This is a genomic window from Muricomes intestini (assembly GCF_004346165.1).
In the GTDB taxonomy this organism is placed as follows: Bacteria; Bacillota; Clostridia; order Lachnospirales; family Lachnospiraceae; genus Muricomes; species Muricomes intestini.
The window spans coordinates 1-1,185 of the sequence record NZ_SLZZ01000069.1 but is presented as its reverse complement, the minus strand read 5'-3'; the positions used below and the strand labels follow the sequence as shown (position 1 = coordinate 1,185).

Annotated in this window: 1 protein-coding gene and 1 pseudogene; both read left to right on the top strand. The window is 39.5% G+C overall.

Translation table 11 applies throughout. The annotated features are described in order from the left end of the window. The first annotated feature begins 208 nt into the window (after positions 1-208). The gene (locus EDD59_RS17640) at positions 209-901 is read left to right on the top strand and encodes a DUF554 domain-containing protein (protein ID WP_132384278.1); all 693 of its coding nucleotides are present in this window, start codon (positions 209-211) and stop codon (positions 899-901) included. 201 nt (positions 902-1,102) lie between these two features. Further along, a pseudogene (locus EDD59_RS18740) lies at positions 1,103-1,185 on the top strand (IS607 family transposase); the annotation flags it as partial.

Sequence of the window (1,185 nt, the reverse complement as noted above, 5' to 3'; positions counted from 1 at the left end):
TCCTCCACTGATTGTACGCAAGGGTAAAATCTACTTGTACAAGACTAAACTCTACATTGCTTAAAAGAAGTAGGATTTAAAAATGTAATTCAGGAGCCTGAATGAGCAACAAAATACGATTGAAATGAGATTTGATTTTTGCTATACTTTGATTAGAAATAAGATAAGTCAGTGGTAAAGTACTCTTGTAAAGGAACAAAAGAAAATTATGATTGGAACGGTTGTCAACACTGGTGCAATACTAATCGGAAGTGCCATAGGCAGTATAGTAAGAAAGGGAATCAAAGAAGAATATCAGGGAGCCCTGTATACAGCCATGGGCCTTGCCGCCACTGTGCTTGGAATTAATGCTGCGGTCAGTAATATACCGGACAGTAAGTATCCGGTTCTTTTTATTTTAAGCCTGGCAGCGGGGGGACTTCTGGGTACAATTTTAAATTTGGAAGGACGTTTTCAGAATCTGGTGGGAAGATTTTCAAAATCCAATCTTGGACAGGGGTTATCCACAGGGATCCTATTATATTGTATCGGAAGTCTATCCATATTGGGGCCGATACAAAGTGCTCTGAATCATGACAACACCTATTTGTTTACCAACGCTACCTTAGATTTCGTAACCTCTATGGTACTTGCATCCACCTATGGGATTGGCATGGCTCTGGCTGCTGTTGTACTCTTTTTATGGCAGGGAGGAATCTACCTCTGTGCAGGGGCCCTTTCCGCATTTATCTCTCCTGAACTTATGTGTGAGGTGTCCATAGTGGGAGGAATTCTGATTTTCAGTTCGGGCCTCTCCATACTGGGAATTAAGAACTGTAAGACTTTAAATCTGCTGCCATCCTTGCTGGTTCCTGTGATATGGTTCTTGATACGAGGGGGGTTACAGTTGAACTTGTGGTGAGATAGCATGACTTTTACTGTGGCAGACGTCATGATAGAAGTCTTTTTTTATTATCAACGATGCCATCTGCTATGTGGAAATGATACTTCAAAATGTAAAGAGACAGATGAACGAATAGGAGAGATTTTTAGTAATTAAAAATATATACAAATATACTCAAATGCGATATAATGTGTTTATGAAGGAGGCAATATAATAATCATGAACACAACGAATATCACAAACTACAAGCCAAAGGATTTTGCAGAGTTACTAGGAGTATCAGTAAAAACACTCCAACGTTG

Excerpts from the sequence above, each read along its gene's own strand:
- EDD59_RS17640 (WP_132384278.1), top strand. The coding sequence starts at position 209 with ATGATTGGAACGGTTGTCAACACTGGTGCAATACTAATCGGAAGTGCC.